The organism is Streptomyces sp. TBY4 (assembly GCF_024213195.1).
Classification (GTDB): Bacteria; Actinomycetota; Actinomycetes; order Streptomycetales; family Streptomycetaceae; genus Streptomyces.
In genome coordinates this window covers 135,587-150,193 of record NZ_JANAVF010000018.1, presented here as the reverse complement: position 1 = coordinate 150,193, position 14,607 = coordinate 135,587, and the positions used below count along the sequence as shown (strand labels likewise).

General features: G+C 74.0%; 14 protein-coding genes. 7 read left to right on the top strand and 7 right to left on the bottom strand.

From position 1 onward, the window contains the following. Window positions 1–125: 125 nt before the first annotated feature. On the bottom strand, window positions 126–1,052 hold the full coding sequence (locus NLX94_RS32420; RefSeq protein WP_254386693.1) for a hypothetical protein: 927 nt from the start codon (window positions 1,050–1,052) through the stop codon (window positions 126–128). A gap of 97 nt (window positions 1,053–1,149) precedes the next feature. Here NLX94_RS32420 and NLX94_RS32415 point away from each other — a divergent pair, with 97 nt between their 5' ends. The 3 genes from NLX94_RS32415 (at window position 1,150) to NLX94_RS32405 (ending at window position 5,911) form a co-directional block, all read left to right on the top strand. Further along, entirely contained in the window at window positions 1,150–3,642 is a 2,493-nt protein-coding gene (locus NLX94_RS32415) for a helicase C-terminal domain-containing protein (protein WP_254386692.1), read from the top strand. Between the two features lie 79 nt (window positions 3,643–3,721). Further along, window positions 3,722–4,339, top strand: a complete 618-nt coding sequence (locus NLX94_RS32410; RefSeq protein ID WP_254386691.1) for a DUF4291 domain-containing protein — start codon at window positions 3,722–3,724, stop codon at window positions 4,337–4,339. A 309-nt stretch (window positions 4,340–4,648) separates the two neighbouring features. Further along, window positions 4,649–5,911 carry an LPXTG cell wall anchor domain-containing protein gene (locus tag NLX94_RS32405; protein WP_254386690.1) on the top strand — a complete coding sequence of 421 codons (1,263 nt, stop codon included), beginning with the start codon at window positions 4,649–4,651 and terminating at the stop codon, window positions 5,909–5,911. Between the two features lie 82 nt (window positions 5,912–5,993). Here the strand turns inward: NLX94_RS32405 and NLX94_RS32400 are convergent, their stop codons facing one another. Both NLX94_RS32400 and NLX94_RS32395 read right to left on the bottom strand, forming a co-directional pair. Further along, window positions 5,994–6,464 (bottom strand): N-acetyltransferase, encoded by a 471-nt coding sequence (locus NLX94_RS32400; RefSeq protein ID WP_254386689.1) that lies wholly within the window; start codon window positions 6,462–6,464, stop codon window positions 5,994–5,996. Between the two features lie 9 nt (window positions 6,465–6,473). Further along, window positions 6,474–7,112: a peroxiredoxin-like family protein gene (locus tag NLX94_RS32395; protein ID WP_254386688.1), complete on the bottom strand. Its 639-nt coding sequence runs from the start codon at window positions 7,110–7,112 to the stop codon at window positions 6,474–6,476. An 84-nt stretch (window positions 7,113–7,196) separates the two neighbouring features. Here NLX94_RS32395 and NLX94_RS32390 point away from each other — a divergent pair, with 84 nt between their 5' ends. The 3 genes from NLX94_RS32390 to NLX94_RS32380 all read left to right on the top strand — a co-directional run bounded on the left by NLX94_RS32390 (window position 7,197) and on the right by NLX94_RS32380 (window position 9,948). After that, the gene (locus tag NLX94_RS32390; RefSeq protein ID WP_254386687.1) at window positions 7,197–7,805 is read left to right on the top strand and encodes a TetR/AcrR family transcriptional regulator; all 609 of its coding nucleotides are present in this window, start codon (window positions 7,197–7,199) and stop codon (window positions 7,803–7,805) included. A 185-nt stretch (window positions 7,806–7,990) separates the two neighbouring features. Further along, complete coding sequence (locus NLX94_RS32385) at window positions 7,991–9,634, top strand: DNA repair helicase XPB (protein ID WP_254386686.1); 1,644 nt, start codon at window positions 7,991–7,993, stop codon at window positions 9,632–9,634. Between the two features lie 32 nt (window positions 9,635–9,666). Further along, window positions 9,667–9,948: a type II toxin-antitoxin system RelE/ParE family toxin gene (locus NLX94_RS32380; protein ID WP_254386685.1), complete on the top strand. Its 282-nt coding sequence runs from the start codon at window positions 9,667–9,669 to the stop codon at window positions 9,946–9,948. Here NLX94_RS32380 and NLX94_RS32375 read toward each other — a convergent pair. Together NLX94_RS32375 and NLX94_RS32370 are read right to left on the bottom strand one after the other, a co-directional pair. Continuing rightward, on the bottom strand, window positions 9,850–10,695 hold the full coding sequence (locus NLX94_RS32375; RefSeq protein ID WP_254386684.1) for a glycosyltransferase family 87 protein: 846 nt from the start codon (window positions 10,693–10,695) through the stop codon (window positions 9,850–9,852). The two genes, NLX94_RS32380 and NLX94_RS32375, sit on opposite strands and share 99 nt — an antisense overlap. 34 nt (window positions 10,696–10,729) lie before the next feature. Further along, entirely contained in the window at window positions 10,730–10,918 is a 189-nt protein-coding gene (locus NLX94_RS32370) for a hypothetical protein (protein ID WP_254386683.1), read from the bottom strand. 320 nt (window positions 10,919–11,238) lie between these two features. Between NLX94_RS32370 and NLX94_RS32365 the strand changes: the two genes are divergently transcribed. Continuing rightward, entirely contained in the window at window positions 11,239–13,365 is a 2,127-nt protein-coding gene (locus tag NLX94_RS32365) for an AAA family ATPase (RefSeq protein ID WP_254386682.1), read from the top strand. A 196-nt stretch (window positions 13,366–13,561) separates the two neighbouring features. On the opposite strand, the gene NLX94_RS32360 is transcribed toward NLX94_RS32365, so the two are convergent. Both NLX94_RS32360 and NLX94_RS32355 read right to left on the bottom strand, forming a co-directional pair. Further along, window positions 13,562–13,708 (bottom strand): hypothetical protein, encoded by a 147-nt coding sequence (locus tag NLX94_RS32360; protein WP_254386681.1) that lies wholly within the window; start codon window positions 13,706–13,708, stop codon window positions 13,562–13,564. Window positions 13,709–13,812: 104 nt separating this feature from the next. Next, on the bottom strand, window positions 13,813–14,508 hold the full coding sequence (locus tag NLX94_RS32355; RefSeq protein ID WP_254386680.1) for a copper homeostasis protein CutC: 696 nt from the start codon (window positions 14,506–14,508) through the stop codon (window positions 13,813–13,815). Window positions 14,509–14,607 lie beyond the last annotated feature (99 nt).

The window sequence follows — 14,607 nt, the reverse complement described above, 5'->3', positions numbered from 1 at the left end:
CCACCCCCCCCCCCGACCCCGGCACCGCCCCACCCGCAGCCCGCCCCACACGTGCAGCCGGACGCCAGCCACAACCCAGCCCCGCCGGCGTTTGAGGCGCAGGGGTCCGGGGGCAGCGCCCCCGGTCAGCGGCGCCGCGCCCGCCACACCAGATACACCGCCGAGGACACCGCCGCCCCCCGCGCCACCCAAGGCACCAGCTCCTGGAAGGCCCCGCCCAGCGCATCGTCCGCCAGAGCCGCCCCCCACCGGCCGTTCAACCGGCCCCACAACCAGACCACCGCCCCCACGAAGACCACCCCCGGCAGCCCGAAGACCACCCACTTCCGCTCCGCAGGCCCCAGCACCCGCGAGGCATACGCGAGCAGCCACCCCCCGGCGAGCAGCAGCCAGTACCCGGACACGGCCCCGGCGAGCAGCGCCACCGCCGCGAGCAGCAGAAAAGCGTACGGCTTCGGCCGAGGCGCCGCAGCCGCCTCCGCCTCCGCCTTCGCCCGCCGCCGGCGCCGCCGCCGCTCCCGCAGGTACCCCATGAACGTCCGCCGACCACCGGCATCACCGGAATCCCCCGCCTGCGGATCCGACTCCGAGTCGGCGTCAGCGGAGGACTCCCCCACCCGCCCAGGCGGCTTCAGCAGCTCCGGAATCTCGATCCCACCCGCGAACCCCTCCACCGACGACGAAGGCCCGACCGTCCACCAGTCGGGCTCCAGCCGCTCCCCCGCCCCCAGTTCGTCGAGCCCCGCAAGATGCGGCGGAGCAGCCCCCCGCTGCACCGGCACCACAGGAGCGGACGGCTCCGAAGAAACAGCGTCGGCCCCACCCACCCGCGCCCGCTCCTCCAGCACCTCCTCCGGCGTCCCCATCCGCTCCAGAATCCTCCGCACGGCCGCCGTGGTCTCCGGTTCGTACTTCGCCCGCCGCCGGTCGATCTCGTCCCGCAGCCCCGCCACCAGCCGCATCCGGTCCCCGGAGGACAGCTGGCTGCGCTGCGCCAAGTCCCCTACGCGGCTCAGATATTCGTAGACCAGATGGTCGCTCTCGATCCCCATGCCCCGGCTCCTCCCCGCTCCTCCCGTGCCACCCTCCAGCGAAGGTAGCGCGTGCGCCCGTGGAGCGGCCGGGGGCGCAGCGGATACCGTTGACCGGATGGGGACCGGCCGACTGACCGGCCGACGCGACCAGGAGGCGACGACCGTGCCTGACCCGAGCACCGCGGGGAACACCGCGGGAAGCGCTCCGCGCTCCCTCGCCGAAGCGCTGCGCGCCCGCGACGACGAGGGGCTCGGCGCCCTGCTGCGCGCCCGGCCGGACCTGCTGAGCCCGGTCCCCGGGGACGTGACGCAGCTGGCCACCCGGGCCGGGACGCGGGCTTCGGTGGTGCGCGCGCTGGACCGCCTGGACCGGTTCGCGCTGCAGGCCGCCGAGGCCCTCGCGGTGGGCCCGGAGCCCTGCCCGTACGCGGTGCTGGAGTCCCTGCTCAGCGGTGACACCGGCACCACCTCCGGCGCGGACAACGGCGCCCGCGCCGAACTCCCCCGGGCCCTGGCCACCCTGCGCGACCAGGCCCTGGTCTGGGGTGACGACGACAGGCTGCGCCTGGTCCGCACCGCCCGCGAACTGCTCGCCCCCTCCGCCTCCCGCCCCTCCCCCACCGGCCTCGGCCCCACCGTCGCCGAGGCGACCGCCGGCATGTCGCCGACCCGGATCCAGGAGATCGTGGCGGCCGTCGGACTGCCCGCCACCCACGACCCGGTGTCGGCGGTGACCGCCCTGACGGCCCTGTTCACCGACCCGGCCCGGATGTCGGCGCTGCTCGACGAAGCCCCGGCCGAGGCCCACCAGGTGCTGGGCAGGCTCGTGTGGGGGCCTCCGTACGGGGAGGTGACGCCCCATCCGACGCCTCCGGTGCGCTGGCTGCGCGACCGCGGCCTGCTGCTGCCGGCCACGGCGCGCACGGTGCTGCTGCCGCGCGAGGTGGCGCTGCACCTGCGCGGCGGGCTCGCGCACCGGGTGACGGAGCCGCTGGCCCCGGCCGTGCCCGTGCACCGGGAGCACCGTCCACAGCTTGTGGACGCGAACGCGGCCGGCCAGGCTCTGGCCGCGCTGTCGACGGTCGAGGAGCTGGTGAAGTCCTGGGAGCACGCCGGTCCGGCCGTGCTCCGCGCGGGCGGTCTCTCCGTACGGGACCTGAAGCGGACGGCGTCCGCGCTGGACACCGACGAGCCGTCGGCGGCGTTCTGGGTCGAACTGGCCTACGCGGCCGGCCTGCTGGCCAGCGACGGCGAGGCCGACGAGCGGTACGCGCCGACCCCCGCCTTCGACGACTGGATCGAACTCCCGCCCGCCGAGCGCTGGTCGGCGCTGGCGGCGGCCTGGCTGACCGCCACCCGGACCCCCGGCCTGGTCGGCGAACAGGATGCGAAGGGCCGCACCCTGTCGGCGCTCGGCGCCGAACTGGACCGCTCCGCCGCCCCCGAGGTCCGCCGCCGCGTCCTCGGGATGCTCGCCGACCTCCCCGAAGGCGGAGCCGCCGACCCCGCCGCGATCCTCGCCCGCCTCGCGTGGGAGCGGCCGGTGCGCGGTACGAGCGAACTGCGCTCCCGCCTGGCCCGCTGGACGCTGACGGAGGCGGAGGTCCTCGGGGTCACCGGCCGGGGCGCGCTCTCCGCACCCGGCCGGGCCCTGCTGGAGGGCCGGGACCCGGCGCCGCCGCTCGCGCCGCTGCTGCCCGAGCCCGTGGACCACGTACTGCTCCAGGCCGACCTGACGGCGGTGGCGCCGGGGCCGCTGCGGCGGGCGCTCGCCGAGGTGCTGGCTGTGCTGGCGGAGGTGGAGTCCAAGGGCGGGGCCACCGTGTACCGGTTCACGCCCGGGTCGGTGCGCCGCGCCCTGGACGCCGGCCACACCGCCGTCGACCTGCACTCCTTCCTCGCCGAGCACAGCCGCACCCCCGTTCCGCAGCCGCTGTCGTACCTCGTCGACGACGTGGCCCGGCGGCACGGGCACCTCCGGGTCGGCGCGGCCTCCTCGTACGTGCGCTGCGACGACGACGGCATGCTGAACGAGATCCTCGCCGACAAGCGGTCCGCCGGCCTCGGGCTGCGCCGCCTCGCCCCGACCGTGCTGGCCGCGCAGGCCGAACCGACGGCGCTGCTCGACGGGTTGCGGGCCATGGGGTACGCACCGGCCGCGGAATCCCGTACGGGTGACGTCCTGGTCGCCCGCGCCGACGCCCACCGCACCCCGGCCCGCGCGCTGCCCGTACCCGTCCCGGACGGCCCGCCGGTCCCGGACGCGACCCTGCTGGGGGCGGCCGTACGGGCCATCCGCGCGGGCGACCTGGCGGCGACGGCGGTCCGCAGGGAGCCGTCGTCCCCGTCCGGGTCCACCGCCCCGGGCGAACTCCCGCGCACGAGCGCGGCGGAGACCCTGGCGACGGTCCAGGCGGCCGCTCTGACGGGGTCGGCGGTGTGGATCGGCTACGTCAACGCCGACGGCGCGGCCAGCCAGCGGGTCATCGCCCCGGTCCGGGTGGAGGGCGGCTTCGTCACCGGCTACGACCACACGGCGGACGAGGTGCGCACCTTCGCGCTGCACCGGATCACGGGGGTCGCGGAACTGGCGGAGGACCACATCTAGCCGCAGGCAGCGGGGCCGGCGGCCGGCGGGGAGGGAAATTCCCTGGCCCGGACGGGGCGCGGCCCCGCACCCTGGGGTCATGTCCGAAGCAACCGCCGAAGCAGCCGCCGACCGGGTCCCCCGCCACCAGATCCGCGCCGCGTACACCGCCGACACCGTCACCGTGTACCAGGCGTACCGCCCCGGGATCGGAGTGCCGGCCGCCCGCGACGGCCGTTTCCCGCCCGAGTGGAAGCGCGAGCGGATGACCTGGGTCAAGCCGTCGTTCCTGTGGATGATGTACCGCTGCGGCTACGCCACCAAGGCCGGTCAGGAGACGGTCCTGGCCGTCGAGATCACCCGCGCCGGCTTCGACCTGGCCCTGGGCGACGCCTGCCTGTCCCACTACGTGCCCGGCGTGCACGCCGACCGCGCGGCGTGGAAGCAGGCGCTGCGCACCGCCTCCGCCCGCGTCCAGTGGGACCCGGAGCGCGACCTGCACCTCAACCCGCTGCCGTACCGCTCCCTCCAACTGGGGCTGTCCGGTGAGACCTCGCGCGCGTACGCCGACGAGTGGACGGTCTCCATCCGCGACGTCACCCCCCTGGCCCGGGAGGTCCACGGCCTGCTCCGCTCCGGCGAACCGGAGGCGGCGCGGGCCCTGCTGCCGGTGGAGACCCCCTATCCGGCGGGACCGCTGAAGCACTTGGTGGCGTAGCGTCCGCTCCGCCGGAACAGGTCGTGATCATTCCGCTATCTCCGCAGGTCAGGCGGGAGGAAGAGGCGATTTTCGCTGTTGCACGGCGGTGACATTCCGACGACGGATTGGGGATGTGGCCTGTGTGAAGATCAGTCCATCGCAGCAGCGACCGGGGGGAATGAAACCGGACCGCCGGCGAGAACCAAGCACCGAAGGACCGGCGTTCGACCGCCGTCCACCTCGCTCGGCCGCTCCACCTCTGCTCTGCCTCTCGGCCCCTCGGCCGCCGCTGCCGTCTGATCTTGAAGATTCCTGGGGGAGTCCACCATGTCCGCTCGCACCGCCGCCCTCCGCACCGCCTCCGCCTCCGTCGTCGTCGCCGCCGTCGCCGGCACGGTCCTGATGCCGATGACGGCCTCAGCCGAAGAGGGCAACCCCCGGGCGCTGAAGACCACGATGAGCGCGCCGGTCCCGAGCGGCCCGCTGACCCGCGGCGGTGCGACGGAGAGCTTCGAGCTGACGGTCACCAACCCCACGGACAAGGTCTCCTCCTACCACCCGTGGATGCTCCTCGACACGCCCGGCAGCACGATGACGCTCCAGCAGAGCGACGTGGTCTTCAAGGTCGAGGCGGTCGACGCCCCGGCGACCGAGTCCGAGATCGGCCAGCAGGACGGCGGGTGGCAGGGCCTGTTCCGCCCGGCCGACAAGAGCAAGGACGGCTTCGAGATCCCGGCCGGCGGGAAGCTGACCTGGAAGGTCACGATGGGCCTGGGCAAGAGCTACCCGACCAACACCGGTGACTTCACGCTGCGCGCCGCGTCCTACGCGGGCGAGATCGCCGAGGGCGGCGAGTCCTCCCTGACCTTCAAGACCTCTCCGGCCGTCAACCCCTGGAAGCTGGAGACCTCGTTCACCAACGTGGGCGACTGCGAGGGCAGCAAGGCTCCCGACTGCCGGGAGATGGAGCTGCACTACCGCCTCAACGGCACGAACACCTTCGACTACGGCCTCGCCACCTCGGTCGAGCTGAACTTCCCCAACGCGGTCACCCCCTACCGGGCACGCGTCAAGGTCGACGGCGCCTGGAAGGACCTGGGTGAGGTCAGCAACTTCCGCCTGCCGGTCATCCCGAAGGGCTTCGGAAACGCCTCCGGCGAGCACGTCGTCCGCCTTCAGATCGCCATCGGTTCGACGTCGCCCCAGAAGGCCGCCAAGGTCGGGGTGCACGCCTCGGTCGGCTACGCCGAAGGCAACGGGCGCCCCTTCGCCGGCACCGAGGTGACGGTCGGCCTCGCCCCGAAGACCACCACCCCGCCCACCACCCCGGCGCCCACCTCGCCCGCGCCCACCACCCCGGCGCCCACCACCCCGGCCCCGACCGGCTCCACGACCACCGCTCCGGTGACCACCGCCCCGGTGGCCACCACGAGCCCGGCCACGGGCAACACCCCCGCGCCGACCGGCTCCCTCGCGCGCACCGGCTCGGACTCCAACACCGCCCTGTACTCCGGCCTGGCCGCCGTCCTCATCGGCCTCGGCGGAGTGGTCGCCTGGTTCGCCCGCCGTCGGCGCACCGTCCGCGGCTAGTCACCCCGTACGAAGACCCGAAGGGGCCCGGCCCACGCACCACGTGGACCGGGCCCCTTCGGCGTGGCTCACCCGGCCGGGCTCACCTCGCCGCATAGGCGATGCGCTCCGCGTCGAACGGCCAGACCTCGGCGAGCCAGCGCGCGACGGTCTCGTACACCGTCTTGTCGAAGGCCGCCCGGTCGGCGCGCACCCAGGACGTGACGTGCACCCGCCCCGGGTCGTCATGCGCGGGGTAGATGTAGAGACACCCGATGACCTCCCGCTCCCCCTCCAAGATGCTGTACGTGAATCCGCGCCGCTCGGCGAAGTCCCGTGCGTGGCGCACCAGGTCGGCGAGGTTGGCCTCGGGGCTCATCCCCTCCTCCGGAGGCCAGTCGCCCAGGAAGCCGGGCGTCGCGCGCACGTGGTCGATGCTCCCGCTCCAGGCGGCGAGGTCCCCTTCGTTGTGCTCGGGCCCGAGGGGCTCCAGCCGGAAGCCGTCCCCGACGAGCCGGACGGGCACCTCGAACACCTCGGCCGGCGGTACGAAAGTCTGCTGATCACTGGTCATGCGGCGACCCTACGCAGGCGTTCCCCGGGCGCCCACGGAGTTTCGGGCCGCCGCCGCCAGCCGGAGCAGTTCGTCGACGGACCACTGGTCGTAGACGTGCTCCCCGTACTTCGCGGCCAGCACCCTCCCGTCCGGCCCGATCAGCAGGTCGGCGGGGAGCCCGAGCCGCCCGCCCGGCTGGCGCGCGGCGGGGAGCCGCTCCCGGCCGCGCGCCACCTCGACGGCCGACCGGGCGATCGCCCACAGCACCGGGCCCCAGGCGCGCGGGTCCAGCAGGGAGCGCGGGGAGGACTCGACGCCGAACTCCCGGTACAGCCGCTGCCGCGGATCGGCGATCACGGCGAAGGGGAAGTCGGCGGTGTGCGGGCGCAGTTCCTCCGCGGAGGAGTGGAAGAGCACGACCTCGCGGATCCCGGCGGCCTCGATCTCCGCGTGCCGCCGGACGACGGACCGCAGGTGGAGGTGGCAGACGGGGCAGCCGGCGAAGCGCCGGAACTGCAGATGGACGAGCCGCTCGGGATCGGGCACGGGGGCGGCCCCTCCGGCGGCGGACGTATCGGGCGTGCCGGGTGCACCGGACGCGCCGGGTACGGCGGCCGCGACCGGCGTGAGCAGGCGCGCGGGGACCACGGAACCGGGTTCGAGCATGGGAAACCCTCCCTCGACAGGCGTAAGCGTATGCCGTACGCCTACCTCCCCAGCGTAGGCGTATGGCGTACGCTGTCAACCGTCATGCCGCGCCCCCGCTCCCACACCCCGGACCAACTGGCCGCCGCCGCCCTCGCCGTCATCGACCGCGACGGGCTCCCCGGCCTCTCCATGCGCGCCGTCGCCACCGAGCTCGGCATCAGCCCCATGGCCCTGTACCGCTACGTGCCGGGCCGCGAGGAACTCGAAGCCCTCGTCGTCGAGCTCGTCCTCAGCGGCGCCGACACCACCCCGCCGCCCGCGGGTCCCTGGCAGGACCGGATCACCGTCCTGGCGCGCCGCCTGCGCGGCACCATGGGCGCCCACCCGGCGGCCCTCCCGCTCTCCCTGACGCACCGGCACCGCTCGACGAGCGGGCTGCGCTGGTCGGAGACGGTGCTCGGCGTCCTCACCGAGGCCGGGATCGAAGCCGAGGAGCGGGTCATCGCCCTGCGCGCGCTCGTCGCGTACGTGATCGGCTCCACCCAGCTGGAACACCTCGGCCCGCTGTCCGGCCCCGGCACCACCGCCATCGCCGGCCTCCCCGCGCAGGAGTTCCCGTACATGACGGCCACCGCCGGCGACGCCCGCTCGATCACCCCGGACCGGGAGTTCGAGGGCGGCCTGAAACTCCTCCTGCGCGGCCTGTCGTGATCCGCCGCTGACCAACCCCGCAGACTGCCCGGTCGTCGAGGACGCGAGCCTCCGCGGGGCCGCCCCCGAAATCCTCTCCTTCGCCGCCGGCCGGGCCAGAAGCACCCCGCCCGCGGAGTGATGCGGCAGACTGGAGGTTTGGCCGCCCGCGTCCGGGCGGTCCTCCCACGCCGAAAGGGACGTGCGTGAACGGGCCCCTCATCGTCCAGAGCGACAAGACGCTCCTCCTGGAGATCGACCACGAGCTCTCCGCGGCAGCGCGGCGCGCCATCGCGCCCTTCGCCGAGCTGGAGCGTGCTCCCGAGCACATCCACACCTACCGGATCACCCCGCTCGGGCTGTGGAACGCGCGGGCCGCCGGGCACGACGCCGAGCAGGTCGTGGACGCGCTCGTCGAGTTCTCCCGCTACCCCGTCCCGCACGCGCTGCTCGTCGACGTCGCCGAGACCATGGCCCGGTACGGCCGGCTCACCCTCTCCAAGCACCCCGTCCACGGGCTGGTCCTGACCAGCACCGACCGGCCGGTGCTGGAGGAGATCCTGCGGTCGAAGCGGATCGCCCCCCTGGTCGGCGCGCGCCTCGACGCCGACACCGTCGCCGTGCACCCCTCCGAGCGCGGGCAGATCAAGCAGACCCTGCTCAAGCTGGGCTGGCCCGCCGAGGACCTCGCCGGGTACGTGGACGGCGAGGCGCACCCGATCGACCTGGACGAGACCGGCTGGGCGCTGCGCCCCTACCAGCAGCAGGCCGTCGAGGGCTTCTGGCACGGCGGCTCCGGCGTGGTCGTGCTGCCCTGCGGCGCCGGCAAGACGCTGGTCGGGGCCGGTGCGATGGCGAAGGCCAAGGCCACCACGCTGATCCTGGTCACCAACACCGTCTCCGCCCGCCAGTGGAAGCACGAGCTGATCAAGCGGACCTCGCTGACCGAGGACGAGATCGGCGAGTACTCCGGTACGCGCAAGGAGATCCGCCCCGTCACGATCGCCACGTACCAGGTCCTGACGACGAAGCGGAAGGGCGTCTACCCGCACCTGGAGCTCTTCGACTCCCGTGACTGGGGCCTGATCCTCTACGACGAGGTCCACCTGCTGCCGGCCCCGGTGTTCAAGTTCACCGCGGACCTCCAGGCCCGCCGCCGCCTCGGCCTGACCGCGACGCTGGTGCGCGAGGACGGGCGCGAGTCCGATGTCTTCTCCCTCATCGGGCCCAAGCGGTTCGACGCCCCGTGGAAGGAGATCGAGGCGCAGGGCTACATCGCGCCCGCCGACTGCGTCGAGGTCCGCGTGAACCTCACCGAGTCGGAGCGCCTCGCCTACGCGACCGCCGAGACGGAGGAGAAGTACCGCTTCTGCGCGACCACCGCCACCAAGCGGAAGGTCACCGAGGCGCTCGTCGCCAAGCACGCGGGCGAGCAGACGCTGGTCATCGGGCAGTACATCGACCAGCTCGACGAGCTCGGCGAGCACCTCGACGCGCCCGTCATCAAGGGCGAGACCTCCAACGCGCAGCGCGAGAAGCTCTTCAACGCCTTCCGCGAGGGCGAGATCAGCGTGCTGGTCGTCTCGAAGGTCGCGAACTTCTCCATCGACCTGCCCGAGGCCACGGTCGCCATCCAGGTGTCCGGCACCTTCGGCTCCCGCCAGGAGGAGGCACAGCGCCTCGGCCGCGTCCTGCGCCCGAAGGCGGACGGCCACGAGGCGCGCTTCTACTCGGTCGTCGCGCGCGACACCATCGACCAGGACTTCGCCGCGCACCGCCAGCGCTTCCTGGCCGAACAGGGCTACGCCTACCGGATCATGGACGCCGACGAGCTGCTCGGCTCGGACTGACGGACGGGGCGGCCCGGCACTACGCTGGCCGTATGGCACACCAGGAGGTCTACGAGGTCCTCTTCACGGAGTCGGCGGGCCGCGATCGGGACCGGCTGGAACCGGCGCGGCGGGCCTCGTTCGAGAAGGCCCTCGAAATCCTGGCCCGCGATCCCTACACGGAGCTGTCCCGGCCGATAGGGGCAGGCGAGCAGGACCGCGAGATCCGGCTCACCTCACAGATCGTGGCCGAGTACCTGGTGTCGCGCGGCCGGCTGCTGCTCGTGGTGCTGCGTGTCTTCGACGACGCGGACATCCTGCTGCCCGAAGGGTGACCGGCCCGCCACCCGTGACCGGCGGCGCAGGGCGGCGGCCAGCAGGGCCGTGAGCAGCGGGACGGTCCAGACCCACAGGTGGGGCCAGTCCAGGAGGAGCGAGCGGCCGCCGGCGGGCGGGTGCCGGGACCAGAACTCGGCGGAGGCTCCCGGGAGGACCAGCAGCCCGAGCAGGCCGCTGCCCGCGAAGGCGCCCAGCGCGGTCAGCCCGGCCCCGACCCGGCCGGTCAGCAGGAGGTACGGGATCAGCAGCGCCGGGGTCAGTGTGATCCCGGCGGCCGCGCCCAGCGCGAAGCCCTTGCCGAGGGCCCGGTGCGGCCGGTGCAGGTCCCACAGGACCAGGCAGGCCAGGGCCAGGGCGACCTGCCCGGACAGCGGGGTCTGGAACAGCGGCTCCAGCCACAGCCCTGCGACGGTGGCGGCCAGCACCGCGCCCGGCCGGGCCCGCAGCCCCGCCAGCCGGCACGACAGCAGGATCAGCAGGGCGAACAGGGCGGCGCTGCCCCACACCAGGACGGCCTTCAGTACGCCGGTCGGCAGCCAGGCGGCCGGGGCGAAGAGGATGGCCGCGAAGGGCGGATACGCGGCGGGCGGGCTCCACTCGGCGGCGGAGAGGCCGGGGGCGAGCGCATCGGCCACCGGGATGCGCAGGGCGACGCAGAGCACGCCGAGCAGGAGCAGCACGCCCGCGGGCAGCACGGCGGCACGCGGCGACGGAGAGCGGCTGGGCTCGGGACTCCGGATCACGGCGCGACCCTAGTGGATCAACGCCCCGGGAGCCTCAGCGGCGTATGACGCCCGCGTCCTCGGCGTATTCACCGAGGACGACGACGCTCACGGCGGTCGCCGCGAACACCCTGGCGGCGCGCAGGACGCTGCCGGCGCTGTGCCGGGAGCGGCGGGAGTGAGAAGTGGCGGTGGCGCCGCTAGGGCGGCGACCCTGGACCGGGGTGAAGGTTGCGGTGCTCATGAATCCATGGTCCGTTTTCGACCGGCTCGTCACATCGCCCTGAGGACTGAACCTCCAGCTCCCCGGCCTCCTCCTCCCGGCTCATGCCGCCCCCTACGGGCTCTGTCCGAAGGAGGACACGGACCGAACGACCCCCGTACGGGGTCAGGGACCCGAAGGACTTCCGGCCCCTTAATCCATTCGCGCAGCGCCCCCGCGATGACTAGAATCTCCGCTCTTGCCGCCTCCCGCCGCGTCACCGGGAGCGCCGCCCGCCGCTCGGAAACCGGCGGGCCCGTCCTCCCGCATCACGCAGGTCCTCAGCAGATGGAGGCAGTTCCGTGCCCGCGCACGCCCACGTCACCGACCCCGCCCCCGACCCGGACACCACCCCCGAGGCCGACCCCGACGCAGCCGCCACCGACCCCCTGGGCCGGGAGCGGGCCCACCTCGCCGCCTCCCGCTCCGCGCTCCGCGCGATGCGCGAGGACGTCGAGAACCTCGACATCCGCGACGTCACCGCGAACTGGGTCAACGCGATCGTGCTCCAGGCCCAGATCGACGACCGGATCAAGGCGCTCGCCGACCTCGCCCACACCCCGCTCTTCTTCGGCCGCCTCAACTACCTGCACGCGCCCGGCGCGGAGCTCGCCGAGGGCGCGGAGGGCGAGCAGTTCTACATCGGCCGCCGCCACGTCCACGACGCCGGCGGCGACCCGATGGTCATCGACTGGCGCGCGCCCGTCTCCCAGCCGTTCTACCGGGCCTCGAAGAACGACCCGCAGGACATCGGGCTGCGCCGCCGCTTCGGTTACACGGGCGGCGAGCTGACGGCGTACGAGGACGAGCACCTCTCCGACCCCGCGGAGGCGGCGGCCGTCAGCAAGCTGCTCCAGCAGGAGATCGAGCGCCCGCGCGTCGGCCCCATGCGCGACATCGTGGCGACGATCCAGCCGGAGCAGGACGAGATCGTCCGCTCCGGCCTCTCCGGCTCCGTCTGCGTGCAGGGCGGCCCCGGCACCGGCAAGACGGCCGTCGGCCTGCACCGTGTCGCGTACCTCCTCTACGCGCACCGCGACCGCCTCGCCCGCACCGGCACCCTGGTCATCGGGCCGAACCGTTCCTTCCTGCACTACATCGAGCAGGTCCTGCCCGCCCTCGGCGAGCTGGAGGTCAAGCAGGCTACGGTCGACGACCTGGTCGCCCGCGCCGACCTGGAGGTACGCGGCACGGACGCCGCCGAAACCGCCGTGGTCAAGGGCGACGCCCGGATGGCGGAGGTCCTGCGCCGCGCGGTCCACTCCCACGTGTCGGAGCCCGTCGAACCGCTGATGGTGGTCCGCGGATCGCGCCGCTGGCGGGTGCCCGCGTACGAGATCGCCGAGATCGTCGCCGAGCTCCAGAACCGCGACATCCGCTACGGGGCCGCCCGCGACGCCCTTCCGCAGCGGATCGCGCACGCCGTCCTCGTACGGATGGAACAGGCGGGCGAGGCGCCCGACGACCGGGTCCAGGACGCGGTGGCGCGCAATCCCGCCGTGAAGGCCGTGGTCAAGTCGGTGTGGCCGCTGGTGGAACCGGCCAAGCTGGTGCTGCGCCTCCTCTCGGACGCGGAGTTCCTCGCGGAGCACGCCGAAGGCGTCCTGTCGCAGGAGGAACAGGAACTGCTCCTCTGGTCCAAGCCGGCGCGCAGCGTGAAGTCCGCGAAGTGGTCGGCGGCGGACCTGGTGCTGATCGACGAGACGAACGACCTGGTGGAGCGCACGCACTCGCTCGGCCACGTGGTGGTCGACGAGGCCCAGGACCTCTCCCCCATGCAGTACCGGGCGGTCGGGCGGCGCTGCACCACCGGCTCGGCGACGGTACTGGGCGACCTCGCGCAGGGCACGACACCGTGGGCGACGCGCAGCTGGGACGAGGCGCTGGCCCATCTCGGCAAGCCGGGCGCGGTCCTGGAGGAACTGACGGCGGGATTCCGCGTGCCGCGCGAGGTGATCGCCTACGCCTCGCGGCTGCTGCCGTCGATCTCGCCCGGCCTGTCCCCGGTCTCCTCGGTCCGCGAAACTCCCGGCTCGCTGATCATCTCCGCGGTCGACGCCGCCGACTCCCTGCCCTCGGCGGTGATCGACGCCTGCCGGGCCTCGCTCGTGCACGAGGGGTCGATCGGGCTGATCGCGGCGGACGCGCGGATCCCGGAACTGGCGGAGGCCCTCACGGAGGCGGGCCTCCCCTACCTCGCCCCGGGCGAGGAAACGACGGCGGAGTCCCGGCTGACCCTGGTCCCGGCCTCCCTGGCCAAGGGCCTGGAGTACGACTACGTGGTCCTCCACGAGCCGGCGGACGTGGTCTCGGGCGAGCCCGACACCCGCACCGGCCTCCGCCGCCTCTACGTCTGCCTGACCCGAGCCGTCTCAGGCCTGACCCTCCTCCACGCAGCCCCCCTCCCGGATCCCCTCACCCAGCCCTGACCCGGCCCCGGCCCGGCCCGGCCCGGCAGGCCCGCCCCCGGGCCGGGCCACGGGGCAGCGCACCCCGGCGCCGCAGGCGGGCGGGCCCTGCGGGGCGAAGTCCCCTACCCGCCCTTCCACCGTTCCCCGGGCCGCGCCCGGACCCCTTCTGGGGCTCCGCCCCAGACCCCGGTCCTCAAACGCCGGACGGCTGGATTCACAGCCCTCCGGCGTTCACGTGCGGGCCGGGAGGCCGGATTTCCAGACCTTCGGCGTTCACCTGCGGGCCGAGAGGCCGGATTTCCAGACCTTCGGCGTTCACCTGCGGGCCGGGAGGCCGGATTTCCAGACCTTCGGCGTTCACGTGCGGGCCGGGACCAGCCCCGATCCAGCCCCTCCGGCGTTTGAGGAGCGGGTCCGGGCAGCGCCCGGAAAAGCCCAGCGCAGCGGCACCCGCACGGCGTCGGGCTAGCTCAGGGAGGTCCGCCACGCGGCGACCGCGTCGGCCGACACCGGCCGGGCCCAGCCGTCCGGGCGGGCCGCGCCACCGATGTGGAAGGCGTCGATGCCCGCTTCGCGCAGGACGGGGAGGTGGGCGAGGGTGAGCCCGCCGCCCACCAGGATGCGCGGCTCGTAGCCGGGGCTACCGGCCTGCGCGGCCTCCGCCAGGAGGACCGGCAGGCCCTCGTCGACGCCGCCGGCCGCACCCGCGGTGAGGTAGGTGTCGAGCCCGGGCAGGTCCGCGACCGCCTTGCGGAGCTGGTCCCGGTCGGCCGCGCGGTCGATCGCGCGGTGGAACGTCCACCCGCAGCCGCCGAGCTCCGCCACGACCGCCTCGACGGCGGTGAGGTCGGGGCTGCCGTCGGGGTTCAGGAAGCCGAGGACGAACTCCTCCGCCCCCTCCGCGCGCAGCGCCCGCGCCTCCTCCGCCAGCCGCTCCACGTCCGCCGCGGAACCCGCCGAGAAGCCGTCCGCCTTCCGGAGCATCACGCGCAGCCGGATGTCGACCGCCGCCCGGATCGCCGCGAAGGTCTCGCGCGGCGGGGTGAGCCCGTCGGCGGCCATGTCGGTGACCAGTTCGAGTCGGTCCGCCCCACCGGCCTGGGCCGCGACCGCGTCCTCCACGTCGAGGGCGATCACCTCCAGGAGTGCACGGTTGCTCATGTAATCCCATCCTTCGTCCCACATTGGAAAATAGGTCTAGTCCAATGTCCAGGGTACGGGCCTCCGCCCACCCTCCACCAGCACAATCACGCCACCACC